This is a genomic window from Streptomyces sp. PH10-H1 (genome assembly GCF_030063355.1).
Taxonomy (GTDB): Bacteria; Actinomycetota; Actinomycetes; order Streptomycetales; family Streptomycetaceae; genus Actinacidiphila.
In genome coordinates, this window is sequence record NZ_JASISZ010000124.1 from 1 (window position 1) to 14063 (window position 14063).

14 protein-coding genes are annotated in these 14063 nt (G+C 67.6%); 9 read left to right on the forward strand and 5 right to left on the reverse strand.

All coding sequences use genetic code 11. The features are described 5' to 3' along the window. Positions 1-123 precede the first annotated feature (123 nt). The 4 genes from QMK24_RS38835 to QMK24_RS38850 form a co-directional block, all read right to left on the reverse strand. Positions 124-693 carry a transcriptional regulator gene (locus QMK24_RS38835; RefSeq protein WP_283471609.1) on the reverse strand — a complete coding sequence of 190 codons (570 nt, stop codon included), beginning with the start codon at positions 691-693 and terminating at the stop codon, positions 124-126. Continuing rightward, the gene (locus QMK24_RS38840) at positions 693-3665 is read right to left on the reverse strand and encodes a DUF927 domain-containing protein (RefSeq protein WP_283471610.1); all 2973 of its coding nucleotides are present in this window, start codon (positions 3663-3665) and stop codon (positions 693-695) included. The genes QMK24_RS38835 and QMK24_RS38840 overlap by 1 nt, the downstream gene beginning before the upstream one ends. A 192-nt stretch (positions 3666-3857) precedes the next feature. Next, a complete protein-coding gene (locus QMK24_RS38845) occupies positions 3858-4058 on the reverse strand; it encodes a hypothetical protein (protein WP_283471611.1) in 201 nt (66 codons plus the stop codon). Continuing rightward, positions 4051-4323: a hypothetical protein gene (locus tag QMK24_RS38850; protein WP_283471612.1), complete on the reverse strand. Its 273-nt coding sequence runs from the start codon at positions 4321-4323 to the stop codon at positions 4051-4053. Before QMK24_RS38850 ends, QMK24_RS38845 begins: the two co-directional genes overlap by 8 nt. Before the next feature lie 169 nt (positions 4324-4492). On the opposite strand from QMK24_RS38850, the gene QMK24_RS38855 reads away from it, so the two are divergent. The 9 genes from QMK24_RS38855 (at position 4493) to QMK24_RS38895 (ending at position 13654) form a co-directional block, all read left to right on the forward strand. Continuing rightward, entirely contained in the window at positions 4493-5749 is a 1257-nt protein-coding gene (locus QMK24_RS38855) for a hypothetical protein (protein ID WP_283471613.1), read from the forward strand. Next, entirely contained in the window at positions 5746-5973 is a 228-nt protein-coding gene (locus tag QMK24_RS38860; RefSeq protein ID WP_283471614.1) for a hypothetical protein, read from the forward strand. The genes QMK24_RS38855 and QMK24_RS38860 overlap by 4 nt, the downstream gene beginning before the upstream one ends. Next, positions 5970-6131, forward strand: coding sequence for a hypothetical protein (locus QMK24_RS38865; RefSeq protein WP_283471615.1), 162 nt, complete (start codon positions 5970-5972; stop codon positions 6129-6131). Before QMK24_RS38860 ends, QMK24_RS38865 begins: the two co-directional genes overlap by 4 nt. A gap of 231 nt (positions 6132-6362) precedes the next feature. Then, positions 6363-8018, forward strand: a complete 1656-nt coding sequence (locus QMK24_RS38870; RefSeq protein WP_283471616.1) for a hypothetical protein — start codon at positions 6363-6365, stop codon at positions 8016-8018. 69 nt (positions 8019-8087) lie between these two features. Then, positions 8088-10316 (forward strand): P-loop NTPase family protein, encoded by a 2229-nt coding sequence (locus QMK24_RS38875; protein WP_283471617.1) that lies wholly within the window; start codon positions 8088-8090, stop codon positions 10314-10316. A 162-nt stretch (positions 10317-10478) separates the two neighbouring features. After that, the gene (locus QMK24_RS38880; RefSeq protein WP_283471618.1) at positions 10479-10871 is read left to right on the forward strand and encodes a hypothetical protein; all 393 of its coding nucleotides are present in this window, start codon (positions 10479-10481) and stop codon (positions 10869-10871) included. Between the two features lie 1165 nt (positions 10872-12036). Further along, on the forward strand, positions 12037-12873 hold the full coding sequence (locus tag QMK24_RS38885; protein WP_283471619.1) for a ParA family protein: 837 nt from the start codon (positions 12037-12039) through the stop codon (positions 12871-12873). Further along, positions 12873-13094 carry a hypothetical protein gene (locus QMK24_RS38890; RefSeq protein ID WP_283471620.1) on the forward strand — a complete coding sequence of 74 codons (222 nt, stop codon included), beginning with the start codon at positions 12873-12875 and terminating at the stop codon, positions 13092-13094. The genes QMK24_RS38885 and QMK24_RS38890 overlap by 1 nt, the downstream gene beginning before the upstream one ends. 98 nt (positions 13095-13192) lie before the next feature. Further along, complete coding sequence (locus QMK24_RS38895; protein ID WP_283471621.1) at positions 13193-13654, forward strand: hypothetical protein; 462 nt, start codon at positions 13193-13195, stop codon at positions 13652-13654. A 170-nt stretch (positions 13655-13824) separates the two neighbouring features. Here the strand turns inward: QMK24_RS38895 and QMK24_RS38900 are convergent. Continuing rightward, positions 13825-14063: hypothetical protein (locus QMK24_RS38900; protein ID WP_283471622.1), on the reverse strand; the 239-nt coding region annotated here is incomplete at its 5' end.

Genomic DNA, 14063 nt, shown 5'->3' on the forward strand with positions numbered 1-14063 from the left:
GGAAAGCGAAGCCGCACCGAAAGGCGGTGCGCAAGCAAAAGTGGCCGACGCGGATATTCCCGCGCCGACCACTTCCACCCGTTTACTTTTGTGATTCCCGCTGAACCTCGGATTAACCGTCGATTAGGCGGAGAATCCCACGGCGCTCACGTAATGGTATTCGCCCCAGTCGGTGCCGATGTCCATGAGCCAGTCGCACCATTCGTCCTCTAGGCCGTCCATGTCGTCCTCAGCCCAGCAGTCCACGATCTCACTCCAGTCGCGAACGTTCAGCGAGCGGTGCGTGATATCCCGCTGACGGGCCGGAGTGACACCGGACTGATTCACGGGCGAGAGTTCCACCCGAGTTCCGCCCCCGGCATTGAGTCGCCTTTTCAGGTCCTGGGCGACGTTACGCCGCCGGTAGTCCCAGTAAGCGACGTCGATGCGTTCCAGGTTGAGCCTGTTGGGATTCTGCGTCTCTGCGAGCCACCCGAGGAGGGTCCGGGCGCTGACGGAGATGCCGGCGCGCTCCAGCGCCTCGTAGCCGCCCGCAGAACCCGTGAGGTAGCGGAGCCGGGCGGCTAGGCCGCGGTCACTCTCGACGGGTGAGGCGATGCCGCCCGCGAGGATGTCGAGCTGCACGGCGATGGCCTCGCTGCTCTTGAGCCCCTGGGCTCCGTACTTGCTGAAGTCGCGAACCCTGCCCGGCATTACTCACCTACCCCGATCTCGTATGCGTCCTTCACCTTCACCTGAGAAACCCCCCGGCCTTCGGGAAAGGCTTCCCGCCAGTTTCCGACCACGTGCAATTCATCGGTGCCCGCCATCTTAACAATGGTAAGGCCGGACTGATGAGCTTTCAGCGCCTTGAACCAGAGGTTCGAAAAAGCCTGGGCGCGGATAATGTGCATCCAGTCCGGACGGCGAATGTCGTGATTGGCGTTCGACTCGCCCATGGTTGAGACAACCTTGGAGTACATGGCCTTGACGTACTCCAGCGTCATTTCGTCCCCGCCAGCGATCGAAGCCTCTCGCGCATCCCGCAGAGTGCACCGGAACTTCTCCAGCAGGTTCTCACTGCTGCCGGAAGTCCACGACTCATGGATAACCGGTGCGTCGCACAGTCGCCCATACTTCTCCGAGGAAAGTCGCAGAAGCAGCCGCAGCGTGGCTTCGGTAATCCACACGTCGCCCGGTTCCTGACGGTCACCCATGGGGTTCGGAAGGTCCGGGTGATTCCATTCCGGCGGCGTGATGAGGTAGACGCCGGAGCGGCGCGGGTTATGCACGGTTTCGGTGCTGTGCTGCAACGCGCCGATCGGGAGATGAGTTTTAAGAGCCGAGAGGTAAGCGCCGTTCATATCGAGCGCGGTAACCGTCTGCTTGGGACCGTTGCGAACGAGGTCCTTGCGGATGAACTTCGGGCGCGCTTCCCAGATTTGGTCAGCGCCCTTGGTGCTCTTCTTCTTCAGGATGTCGGGCGCTGCCGGGTAAGAGGTGAACTCGTACCGGCCGCCAAGGCGGCAGGCTTCCAGCAGTTCCATGGCGTCCGGGATCGCTCGCTTGACCAGAGCCGCGGTCGCCGCTTCGACGTCGCCGCCGTGCGCAGCGGCGGCCTGGGCGACGCTCTGGCCGATCAGGTCCGGCACCACGGCCGGGGCCGACATGGGCCGCTCAGCACGGGCCTGGCCGGTAGTTACTTGGGTTTCGGCCGTGACCAGGGAGGAATGCACCTGGGCCGGGATGGCGCCCGCCAGGGCGGTGGCCGGCTCTTCTGTGGGTGCTGGGTCGCAGTCTTCCAAGGAGCCTTGCATAGAAGGATGCTGGGAACCTTGGATGCTTGTTTCCTTGCCCGGTTCCGCCGGCTGCTGTCCGGCGCCGTGGCCCTGGTCCTGCTTCTCCTCCTGGTCCTGGCCGTGCTCCTGGTCCTCGTCGGGACCGCTGTAGGCAGTCTCCGCGGCCTCGATGGAAAAGCAGTACATCCGCTGTGGAAGCCGGTTCGTCCCGTCCCTCAGAGTGCGGGAAATACGCTTCCGGTCGTTGCGCCCATCACCCGGGATAAGAACCTTGCGAATCTTCATGTCCGCAAGGCACGCTGACACGTTCTCAATCTCAGCTTTCCGCGCAATGGTCTCGATGCAAGCGGGCAGAACCCACAGTTCGTTATTCGTGGTGAACCCCTGGATCTGCGACCGCATTTCACCCGCGAGGATTTCCGGCACCCGGGCAATATCCGGAAACTCCGCCGGGGCAACCCTGGCAGCATCAAGCGCGTCCCACAGGATCTGCCCAGCGGGAAGGTGCGCGGCGATCGCAGACACGGTCGCGTCGTCCAGCAGCTCGCGCGCGGCCTTCGCGGCGGCGTCCGCCAGCTCGGGCAACTCGATGACCTCACCGAGCATCTGAGCACCGATCACCCAGGCCGCGTGAACCCCGGCCACGGTGCCGGCCACACCACCCTGAGCCGAGCCGAACTGGTGGGCCAGACGCCGATGCGCGCCCATCAGCTTGTCCAGGTTCTCCGCCCCGTACATCCCGGAGCGGATGGCCCACTCGAACGGCCACCCGGCGAACTCCTTGGCCTTGCGCTTGATCCACTGCGAGAGGTGCTCAGCCTCGGGGTTCTCCTCGACGACCTTGCCGTCAGCGTTGACGAACACGTTGAGCCAGAACGGCCCGCGCACCTCGTACAGGCGACTCGCCAGGTCTTCGGTCTGGCCGGGGCGCCGCAGCGGCCGGTTCGAGCTGGAACCCACCATCGAGTGGAAACGGCCCCGGCCCACCTGAACCACCCCGGCCTGCCCGCCCATGGTGCGCTCAGCGCCACCGACGATGCCGGACAGCAGCTGCTCGCCGTGGGCGAGCGACATGTTCAGGGTCGAGAACTCCTCGCGGAAGATCGGCAGGAACCGCGCCTCCCGGAGCAACTGGGGCAGACCTTGCTTGGAGGTGTCCCAGCCACGGAAGAGCTGCTGTCCGTCGCCGCGGATGCTGCCGAAGAGGCACGCCTGGCAGACCTGGGTGGTGGACTTGCCGCACTGGCCGTCACCGCAGAGGTTGACCACGATGCAGGGCAGCCCCAGGTACTCCAGCAGCGGCGCGGCGAACGCGGCGCCGAGCATGAGCGCGGTGGTGGGGTGCTCATGGGCGTAGTACCCGGCCATGGACCAGAAGTCTTTGGCCGGCTCTTCCTCGCCGCTGGTGACGCGGTAGCCGATCTCCTGGGCGTCCGCCTCAGGCATCACCATCGAGCCGTCAGCAGCGCGGTAGACGCGGGACGGAACCTCAGGGGTGTCCATCGACTGCTTGCGGATGATGGTGGCGAACGCCTGGATCGCATCGCGCCCGGACGGCTTCTGCATCCCGATCTTCCCGGCCCACTCGCCGTTGTCGAGTTCGTCCTCGGTCACCAGCCGCGCGCCCTCGATCGTCTCCAGGAGGTAGCGGATGCCGTTGTGCTTCCCGTCCTCGGAACGGGCGGTGACCAGCCCAATGACCTTCGGAGCGAAGCCGATCATCAGCGGCTTCGCCTCGCGCTTGGGACTGTGCATGATCGCCCGGTTGACGGGGTTGAAATACCACCCGGCGCGCATTCCTGGGATCGGCCACATGAACGGGCCGGAGGACTCTTTGCGCTGCTCAGGGGCGGAATCGGTGGTGCGCTCTGTCGGTCGTTTCTGCACTTATAGGGCCTTTCTGCCCTACTACTGGTGGTACAGAGAAATCTCTCTGGGTACACTCAGTAGCAGCTAAGGGGCCCTGCCGGTTCCGTTCGTAGTCCGTGAGCGTCAACTCTCGGGAACGGTCACCGGTGGGGCATTTTTTTGTGATCTTGTCGTGTTGTGTCGAAGAGACTACTCCCTGTATAGGGAGCCTCAGCCCTGAGGGCTGCTGCGAAGCATGCTCATGATCTCGGTCAGCGTCGCCTGCATCTGCTCCTGGCCCTTCTCCAACCGGTCGAGTGACCCTGTGTGGTTCGCCAGCGCGATGGTGTGCTCGGTCTGCTTGTCGATCACCCGCTGAAGTTTCTCGTTCAGAATGCGGGCCATCTCCTGGCTGATCGGGTCCTCAGGCATCGGCTTGTTCCTTTCTGCCCGGGCGCTTGGGGCGCACCGGAAGTCCTTCGGCTTCGAGCCAGCCGTAGAGGGTGCTGGGACCGACCCCCGCCAACTCCCGGATTCGGTTGCGGCCGGCGCCGAGGCGCGCGGCTTCAATGGCGCGGGGCCGTACATCGTCGTTGAGGATGCGTTCGGCTTCTTGGAGCAGCTCAGCGCGGCGGGTGCCTGCTTCAGCGACTGCGCGCAGTGCCGCCGCCTGCCTCTCCTCGGGAATCTCGGTCACGGGTGTGATCCTACCTGAAACCACAGGTGATGTCTATCATTGCACAAGCTGTTGTTTTGTGTCACAGTGGGTCTACCCCCAGAAACGGGGGCGGCCCCGGCAGGTGTTGGAAGCACCACGCCGAGGCCTGAGACCACCCACCTATCTGAACTAGGAGGGCGATCCTGTGATGGATCGTATCCGTGCACGTCAGCACTCGAAGAAGCAGCCCACCGAGCGTCGCCTGGTCCCGGTGACCATGCACGGCAAAACCCACCAGGTCCCCACAGACGTGCCCGTGCCGCCCGCTCCCCGCGTCCCTGTGGATTGGGAGCAGCGGGCGCTGAGCACGGCTCTGATCGTCACGGGCATGCTGACGGTGGCGTCGGTGGTGTGGTCCACGGTCAGCATCGGCAACCTGCTGCACGGCGGTGTCGGCTACGCCGCGGCGACCGTGTTCGACGCGTCGTGGATCGTCGTGCTGCTCATGGAGTTCCTGGGCCGCTACGACAAGAAGCGCCGCAAGACCGCCCGGATCCTGGGCTGGGTTCTGCTGGTGTTCACCATGGGAGCGATCGCCGGGGACGGCATCGCCCGGGGCGACATCGGACTCGCGCTCTGCGGTGCGGCGGTCTCCCTGGTGGCCAAGCTGCTGTGGCTGGGCGTGCTGGGCCACATCCACCACGACCTGTCGCCCGACGCGGCCGGTTGGGTCGCCGCTGAGCAGAACGCCGCTGCGGCCGAGCTCGCGGTGGCCGGCATCGACCGCCGGGTCGCCCGCTCCCGGGCCAAGGCCACCGCGCACCGCCTGGCCATTGAGCACCTGTACGGCCCCCAGGCCACCCACGAGGTACTCCGCGCCGAGTTGGCACCGGTCATCGACATCGAGCCGGACGAGGACGTACTCGAACGCGCCGTTGCCGACCAGCTCCGGGCCCGCGCGATCGTGGCCACCGAGGGCTACGGCCCCGCCTGGCACGAGGCGTCGGCACAGGCGGACACCTCGATGCAGGAAGCGATGGACGCGGGGTTCCACTCCCGCCAGGTGCTCGAACAGGTCGAGCACTACCGGCCTTCCGCACCCCGGCGGAACGTTCCGGAATCTCCGGAAGCCCCGGTGTCCGTGCTGGTCAACGCGCCGGAAACGCGCGGGACGTTCCGGCCGGAGACGGATGAGGGTCCGGAGCCGGAGCACGAGCGGGCGGAGCCGGAGGAGGGCGAGCGGGTGCCGGAGCAGCGGCCGGCGAACCTGCGGGCCGGAGTGCACGCCCTGTACGGACTGGGCATCACCGAGCCGGACGCCATCACCCGTCACCTGGCGTCGGTGCTGGGCTCCAAGCCCAACGCGGCCAGCATCGACCGGTACTTGCGTGAGGCGAAGAAGGCGGCCAGTGCCAAGGCGCCGAACCTGCCGCACGACGGAGACGGAACGGGGTTCTACCGATGAGCCGCATGGAGCGCTGGATGCGCCTGCCGTACATGCTGCGCGGGCTGCTGATCGTGGTGCCCGCCGCGCTGGCCACGCTCAACGGTCTCGTCTGGCTCGGGCTCAACCGGGCGCTGGCCGCCATCGCGGCCGTGGCGCTGGGCGGCATTGCGGGCGAGCTGGTGACCCGGCACGACAGGCGGCACACACTCCGCGCGGCACGCACGGAACGGAACGCCGAGTGACCGAGCACCAGGACGGGCGGCTGACGATCGTCATCCTCGACCCCGACCAGCCGGAAGAGAACAGCCCGCTACGCCGCGCGCTGAGGGGGGTGTCCGGTCTGGTGATTACGGTCCCCCCGGAAGCACCGGATTCCCGGCAACTCCCCAGCGGTTCCTAGTCGCATGGCCCTCAACGGCCGTGATCTGGATATCGCTGGATGAGTGTCAGATCGGGGACCTACGCTCACGGGACGTGACAGTCCCGTGACGGACCCGGCGGGATGACTCCCCGCCGGGTCCACCTCCACCACATGACAGCGAGTCAGGCAACAGGAGGTACGCACAGCATGACGACTCCAGAGGCCCAGGCACAAACCACTCACCCGCCAATGCAGGCGGGAATCCCCCTGATGACAGAGCAGCGCGCGGACGGTACGGCCACCGCCGCTACGACGGACGCCACAGTGCCCGCGGCCCGCACCTCGACCGAGGACGCGCCGACCACCCCCGGCGGCATCCCGGGCATCCCGGCCTTGACCATCGGGACCACGAGCACGATCACCGCCGTTTCCTCGGTCGGTCTGGCCGCGGGCCCCGGCGCGGCGGTGCTCCTGGCGGGCGGTCTCGCCGCGACCGCCGCCGTGACCGCCTTGGTCCGCGCACCGCGCACTGCCGCGTCCGGCAGCACCAGGAGCACGAAGCAGACCGGGGGCACCCGGACCAACGGCCGCGCCCAGAGCCCGCGCCCCTCCGCGCTGGGACGTCTGACCGGCAACCGGTCCGGCGGGGGCAGGACCGGCGGTGCGCACCGCGCCGGAAGCCGCGGGGGCAGCCTGTCGGCGGGCGGTCGGCGCGGCGTTGGTGCCGCGCTCCGCTCGGGTACCGCCTCGGGCGTGAGGGCCGCCCGCGCGGCGCAGAACCGGGCCGGACAGATCAAGTCGGCCCGTTCCGCGTCCGCCGCCGCGCCGACCTCCCGGCGCCAGCGCCGCGAGCAACTGACCGGTGACCGCCGGAAGATGGCCGACACCCGCCGCGAAGCCCGTACACGCTCGCGTGCCGAACGCCAGGCAGCACGCCGGAGCAACGGGGCAACCGGCGGCCAGAAGACGGCTGGTGGGGCGCTCAAGGGCCGTGGCGGCTCGCTGGCCGCCCGTGCCGGACGCGCGGCCGGAGCGCTCCGCCCCGGCGGCCTGACCGGTGGCGGCAAGCGCCGCCAGGAGCAAGGCAAGCAAGGACCCGGCAAAAGCACGGACACCGCCAAGACCGGGTGGCTCGCCCGGCGCCGCCAGGCCATGCGGCAAGCCCGCGACACCATCCGGGCCCGCCAAGTCGCCGCAGACCAGGCCCACATCGAAAAGCGGGCACGGGAGAAGTCACGCAAGTCCGCGCTGCGCCGGTCCGCCGCCCGCTTCCAGGCCCGCCGCGCGCTCTCCGCGCTGCTGGCCTCCCCGCTCGGGATTCTGTCGCTGCTGATGTGGCTGCCCGCCAAGCTGCTGCGGATCGCTCCCCCGCGCTGGGGCCGACGCCTGTACCGACACCTGACCCAGGCAGCCACAGACACCCGCCTGCGACGCGACATCGCCACCTACGACGCCCACGACCAGGCCGAGGCCGAAGCCGCCGCACAGAACCGCGAGCGGCTCGCGCCCACCGACCGTGCCACCGACGCCCAGCCCGACACCAAAACCCTGACCGTCCAGGAGGACGCCATGACGACCAACGCCTTCGACTTCCGCGCCGCCGCCGAGGACATGCTGAACCAGGCCCAGACCGCCGAGCCCGGCGGCATGATGAACGTCCTGGCCGCCTTTGAGTCCCTTCCCGAGGCCATCGGCCTGATCGCCGAGACGTTCGCCGTCGTCGCGGGCCGCTGCTCCGAGGACATGCCGTTGGAACCGCCCGTGGGCGACGCCATCATGGACCTCCACAAGCAGCTCATCGCCGCCGTGGACGCCGCCTCCCAGGTGAGCCAGACCTTCCAGACCATCCACGAGGCCGACATCCGCCGGCACGCCGAGCCCCGCCCCGGCGAAGAGCAGTGGGACACCAGCGCCAACCAGGACTGACCACCCAACCCACCACGCGTTGCCCGGGGCTGAGCGCCCCGGGCAACGCCCCGCGAAGGGAGACGAGAGATGACGGGACAAGCCGTCAGCAAGCCCCGCCGGGGAGCCAGCGAGCAGACGCACCTGGCCATCGACTGGGTGGCTGGCCACGGCAACGTGTCCGCCCCGGTAGCGATGGCGACCACCGCGGCCGCGACCGCGAGCCTGGGCGCGTGGACCGGACTGCCGGGCGCGTGGCCGCTGGTGGTCGGCGCGGTCGGCGCCGCCACACACGGTGTCGGACTGGGCATCCGCCGCCGCCTGAGCCGCCCCAGCCTTGCCGTACGCGCGGCGGCCTGGCTGACCGCCAGCGGCTGGACCAGCACGGTCATCATGAGCGACCCGACCACCTGGGAGGCGTCCAACTGGTGGGCGGCTGTCGGATCACTGGCCGCCATCGCGGTCGGCGCGGGTGCCGGCCTGGCCCGCGCCGACGTCCACGAGGAAGCCATCGACGAGTCGCGCCGCGCCATGCAGGCCGCCATGGCCGAAGCCGAAGTCGCCCGCGAGGACTGGGCGATCGTGGACCAGTGGATCAACATGATTCAGGTCGTTGCCCGCGTGGATGTCACCCCCGCCGGATTCGACCGCCGCAAGAACGGCACCGGGTTCGCCCTGGAGGTCTCGCTGCCGATCGGCTACACCGCCGACCGCTTCCAGGCGTACGCCACCGCGCTGGCCGAGGCCGCCCGCCTGCCAGTCGGCTGCCTGGTCAACATCAGCCGGGCACGCAAGCAGGGGCACATCGTCATCGACGTGGACACCGAAGACCCGTCCACGAAGGCGATCCCCTACCCGGACGGCTACGCGCCGCTCAGCGTCCTCTCGGGTATCCCCTGGGGCCTCAACCGCATCGGGGAGGAACTGGTGGTGCACATGCGCGAAGCGTGCGCGCTGATCCTCGGTCCGCCCGGAACCGGCAAGACCACGCTGCTGGACGCAGTCCTGACCGGGTTCGCCCGCTGCACCGACACGATCGTGTTCGGCATCGACGTCGGCAAGAAGGGCGACGCGTTCGTACCCTGGCTGATGCCTTGGATGGAGGGCCAGGGCCTGGCGTCGCCCCTGCCGAACACCGCACGTCTGCCGAAGGAGACCCGCCCTGGCGTCGATTGGGTGGCCGCGACCCTCGATGAGGCCGACGTGATGCTGGATGCCCTCATCGGGATTGCCGAGAACCGGCTGACCGAATACCGGGAACTGATGCGGCAACAGGACACCAAGCTACTTCCGGTGAGCGCGAAAATCCCGATGATTTTCTGTGTCGTGGACGAAGGCGCGGAAATGCTCGCCTATCAGGGAATGGACCCGCTGAAGAAGCGCGTCAAGGCAAAGCTAGTGAGCGTTATGCGCACCACTCGCGCAATGGGAATCCGCCTCATTCTCACCGCCACCGACGGAAACATTTCCAGCCTCGGAGACAGCGCCGTACGCAAGTACAGCCCGGTACGAATCGCGCTCACATGCACCGACCCAGAAGGCGCCGGTGCGGCAAAGCTTTTCGGGCAGGTAAGGGGACTCGATGCCCGGCAGCTCAGGGCGAAAGGCTCCGGGGTGATCGGCGCCTCGACCGATTTCGGTTTCACGCCGCAGCCGTTCCGCACCTGGGTCACCGCCCCGTCTCTCGCGCGCGATGCCTGCCTCGCCACCGAGCAGACCCGGCCCGTCCTCGATGAGCCGTCCGCCCGCGCGGCCGGCGACGTCTACCGCGAGCGCTGGGCACCCGAGCGCATCGCCTGGCTGACCGGTGGCATCCCCGCGGCTCCAGCGTCCGCCGGACCGAACCGGCCCGGGGTCACCACCGATCTGCGCTCCCGGCTTCGGATCAAGGGACAGGAGACCCCGGCTGCCACGACGAACGACCAAGAGGAAGCCGTCGCCAAGTTCCTGGCCGAACTCGGCAAGCTGCCCGAGGTCGATGAGCCGGAACGCGACGGCAAGCCCCGCCGACAGTTCAAGGGTCTGGAGGGACTGCGCATCCGGGGCCAGGAGACGCCGCCCGCCGACGACCGCCAGGAGCCGGAGCAGGACTTCGCCGACGCCGGGTCGGACTGGAAGCAGGCAGCACTGCGGATCATCCGAAACACGGGCGCGAACGTGTGGCTGAGCACGTCCGCGATCCGCGCCCAGATGGAAGCGGACGGCATTCAGGTCAACCGCAGCGCACTGTCCACCTGGCTGGGCGACATGGTCCGCCGAGGCGAGATCAACCGGCGCGGCACCGGGCCGCAGACCGAGTACGGCGCACACGGCGAGTAGTCGTTGTTGTTGTTGTCGTTGTTGTTGTTCTCCCCGGGAAACCCGCTCTGGGCCCCGGGGAGGCCTGTTTGACCAGGGCTAACAAGCCGAACAACAACAACGACAACAACAACAGGCCGCAACCCACCACACACAGTGAACGATCCCCCGGGAGGGAATCCGATGCTCGCCAGCGACACCGCACCGCCCAACGGCGGCCTGTACGACGCCGACCCGCGCAAGCTGCTGATCCTCATGTCACACCTGATGCGGTGGTCCACCCGCCTCCGCGTCCAGGCGCTGCACGCAGCCATCGACCCGGCGGAGGAACGCGCGTACACAGTCCAGAAAGCCGCGGCGACCGACCACCTGTCACTGCTCTCCCCCGGCGACACGCAGCACGCCGAGCACGCGCAGGAGGCGGCCTTGGAGCTGTGGCAGCTCGACGCCACAGCCGCCGATCCTCATGCTGCCGACCCTCGGGCCTACGTCCGCCGACAGTACGGCGCATGGCTCGCCAACGAACGGGGCCGGGATGACGACCCGCTGCGCCCCGGGGCGGCCTGGGGCGTCTGACCGCCGCTCCCCGCTCCACCATCAAGGCCCCGCCCGGACAGCCGGCGCGGGGCTTCGGCGCGATCGGGCCCGGCCTCAGCGGACGCCCGGCACGGGTCCGACTTCCCACACACCCCTCTGTAGGGAAGTAGTCGGCGTTCCATGAGCACGTAGCAGAGCCCCTTGTCTCCCAGGTCAGGAGCCGTGCGCCCGGGGCTTCGGCGACCGCTGCCGACGCGACCCAGGGCGCGACCCAGGCTGCGACCGAGGGCGCGACGTAGGCCGCGACCCAGGGTGCGACCCAGGGCGCAACCCGGGCCGAGCCCCGACAAGTACCCGGACCTCTCCCAGACTTCGCTGGAAAGAGGTGTCGGCGTGGCTGACAGGCTTGCCCACGGGGCCTGAGCTGGGAGAAGGCGCAAGATCGCCGGGAGGGGGATCCCACCTTCGGTGCAACCCTCGGTCAACCGCTGGGCCACAGGGTTCAGCCAACGGTTCAGGCACCTGTCGGTGCAACCCTCCAGCTCGGTCCCGGCCGCAGCAGACGTCCGCCATCGGGTCTGACTTCGCCACCACACCCTCTGTAGGGAAGTAGTCGGCACGATGACACCCCCCTTGTCCGGCCCTGTGAGCTGCACGTTCCACCGCACGGCGCACCGGACCAGGAGGACTCGAAACGGAAGTCGAAACAGAACTCGATCCGGAAGTCGAAACAGAAGCCCAAAGAGAATCTCAAAGAGGACCGCATCGGACGGCGGTACGGGTCCGACTTCGCTCAGACCCCTCTGTAGAGAAGTAGTCGGCGCGCCGCAGACACCGCCCTAGTCCCTTGACCTTGCAGGTCAGGGCACCTTCCGAGACGGCTCCGACGCCAACAACGAGGCGCCCTGTAAAGCGCCTCGTAAGGCGCCTCGTAAGGCGCCTTGTACGGCGCCCTGCAAAGCGCCCTACACGACGCCTTGTAAAGCGCCCTCCCGATGAGCAACCGACCACCCAGGGACCTGCACCTGTGATCCAAAGGTATCTACCCCTTGTCCATCGACACTTCACAAGGTTCGGACCCCTTGTCCGCTTACAAACCTGCGACGCAAGCACACAAGGAACCTTGGATGCTTGCGACCTTGGATGCTTGCTGCCACTGTCTGGTCTGACCAACCCCCACTTCCACCCCCGGAAGCAGGCCCGAATGACAGCACTCCCACCCCACGTCGCGATTGCCAACCACAAGGGCGGAGTCGGCAAAACCGCCCTCGCTCACGGCCTGGCCGTCGCCGCGGCCGAGGCCGGCCACCGCGTCCTGGCCATCGACATGGACCCCCAGGCCAGCCTCACCCGACGCCTCCGCGCGCAGATCAGCCCCAACCCTGACGAGCACCTGCACGCCAGCCTCGCCCACGTCCTGGAGCGCCCCGCCGTGGGCGAGATCGAACGCATCCTCGTCCCCTGCGGCTACGGCGGCATCTACTCCGACCGCATCCGAATCGCGCCCTCCCACCTCGATCTGGAGCTAGTGGTCCGCAGCGCCGCCCAGGCCGCCAGCGAGCGCCGGCTGCTGCGCGCCATCTCTGGTGTGGTCGACGACTTCGACCTCGTCCTGATCGACTGTCCGCCGCGCCTTCTGTGCCACCTCACCGACCTCGCATGGACCGCAAGCGACGTTCTTCTCATCCCATGTGAGGGCGAATACGAGGCCGTTCAGGCCGCGCGACGGGTCAAGGAAAGGGTGATCGCGGACCGCGACACTCTGAATCCGAAACTCGAAATCGCCGGAATGGTCGTCAGCCGGTACCGCGCGAACCTCACCCTGCACCGCCAACGCGCCGTAGAGATGGAAAAGATCGTGGGCAAGGAAGGAATGTGCCCGATCCGTCTGCCCGAGTACGTGTCATTCAAAAAGGCGACTGAGAACGCGCGCCCGCTCGCAGAACTCGGCTCCGAGGAAAAGCAAATGGCGTCGCTGTTCCGGGACGTATACAAGTGGAGCCGCGACCGCATCGACACCGTAATGAAAGAAGCCGCCTGATGCCCACCTATGAAGAAGTGTCCGAGAACCGTCAGCTTCCCTCACGCAAGCCGAAATCGGCGGTCGCCGGACAGACAGCCGAGGTTGCGATCACCACCACCATTCCCGCACCGCTGCGCCGACAGTTGTCGGTGGCTCTCGCTGTACATCAGGTGAAGCTCAAAGACGCGGTGGCGCAAGCCGTTGAGGACTGGCTGGCGAAGAATCCACCCGAGATGTAGCCGAGTTCGGGCCCTATTCGCGGATTCGGCCCGTACCCGCTTCCCGCCGTCGCTACGGTCGGCAGGTACTTGTACCGCTGCTGTCCTTTGGAGGACCCATGGGCCGTGAGAAGCCCGGCAAGCCACGCCGCCCCCGCCCCGAAGCGTCCGCGCACGCTCACGAGGGCTTCGACATCCCTGACGACTTCGAGCACCCCGGCGGCCGGCACATCGACAACAAGCTGTTGGGGAACCTCACCGGCGCGGCCTTCGACGGCTGCACCTCCTGTCAGGATCCGCTGCTGACGCTGATGGTGGAGGACCCAACCACCACGGCGCGGCTGGTCGAGCTGGCGTGCGTCGGCGTACACAACATGCTCGGGGGCGGCCTGCCCGCCTCCATGACCGACGACGCCGTTCCCGGGCAGTCCAGCCCGGAGTTCCGTCGACTGGCGCGTGCGGGCCTCGACGGCTCCAACGACGCGATGTTCCACGAGTGCGAGCAGATGACCCAGTCCCAGCGCCGGGCCGCGGCGAACACTGCCCTGGACACCCTCGTGGGCCAACTCTCCATGGGCTGACCCCGCCAATGGAGCAGGTTTCCAAGCATCCAAGGAAGCTTGGAAACCTGCATCACAGGAAGCCAGGAACCTTGCTCCGCTACCTCCGCGACCGGCGCCGGCGCACAGCCCAGGCCCGTGAGGCCGAGCACCACCGCCGCATCGTCATCTCTGCCACCGACACCGTGATTTCACGGGTCATCAGAGACCCCATAGAAGTCGAATTCAGCAAGCTCTATCCGGCCGACGTTCAACGCGAATGCCTGGAAAGCTTCGGGCTTACTATTCCGGAAGACTGCGCAAACGAATTCCTCATCTGGCGACTCCACTTCAGGGGGTACAACCCCCGCTATTTCATGCGTGGCTAAATGGTCTCGCGCGGCGTATATCTCGCGTCCATTGCGACGCTTTCCAGTGCCTTTTGCTTTCT